This is a genomic window from Phytoactinopolyspora endophytica, from assembly GCF_004138495.1.
In the GTDB taxonomy this organism is placed as follows: Bacteria; Actinomycetota; Actinomycetes; order Jiangellales; family Jiangellaceae; genus Phytoactinopolyspora; species Phytoactinopolyspora endophytica.
On record NZ_ML142856.1, the window covers coordinates 105,364 to 106,357 of the forward strand.

General features: G+C 67.6%; 1 protein-coding gene. It reads right to left on the reverse strand.

Annotated features, from left to right (window positions below; all coding sequences use genetic code 11):
• Positions 1 to 994: LpqB family beta-propeller domain-containing protein (locus ELR45_RS16755; protein ID WP_205856732.1), on the reverse strand; the 994-nt coding region annotated here is incomplete at both ends.

The window sequence follows — 994 nt, forward strand, 5'->3', positions numbered from 1 at the left end:
CTGCCGCAGGACGACCGCTCCGTCGTCGACCGCGAGCAGAGCACTGTCCACGCGGGGTTTGTCCGGGTCGTAGCGCTCATCCCGAGTGGCGTCGACCGTCGGCTCCTCCTCCTGGTTGAGAAGCGGAACCCCGTCGGAGTTCATCGCGATTCTTCCCACCTCAGGCAGGGTGGAGAGGGTACACGCCAGTTGCACCGCCATCAGCTCCCGTTGCGGCAGCTCGGCGCTCTGGGCGTTCGCCGACAGGTCCACCGTGGCAAGCCCCGCCTCCACCGGAACGCTGGAGACACCGAGTGCCACACCTTCCGGGAAGGCGGTTTGCACGGCCGGGTCCAACCATACGGATGGGCCGTCCAGCATCATCTGGGTGAGCAGGGTAGCGGCCTGACCGGTGGTCGGCACGTAGACCGGGTCGAGCACGAACATGTCGAGGTCAGGCGTGAAGAAGCACAGGTTGTGCGGCTCGAACTCACGCGCGAAGTCATCCTCGGAGATGATCGTCCCCTCGGGCGGATCCGCGATCCGCCATTCCCCGTCGACCTGCGTCATCTGGAGGTCGAATTCGCGGGTCGTCCCGGGGTCCGCGAGCTCGAAGGAACCGTCCTCCTGCACCTCGCCGGTCACCGTGATGGTCACCCGGATGATGTCGTTGTCCAGTTCCTCGATACTCGGCCGGGTACCGCGGTGGACCGTGATCCCGGCCATCGGCTCCCATGAACCCTGCGAATCCGGCGTGAGGAACATCGTCGCGGTCTCGTAGCCAGGCTGGTAGGCAGACATCGCGTCGAGATACCCGTCGACGATGCGCGCCGGAGCGTCGCCCGGCCGCGGCTGCGCCGCCGCGTACAGGATGTTCCGCGGCGGATCCTGGTTGCTGACCGGGTTGCCCCCGACCACCGGGCCGGACGTGGGCACGTCCGAACACGCCGCGAGCAGCAACCCGGCCAGCGCCAGGACGAGCGGGATCGCGCGCAGTCTCGTTCCCTCAACCACC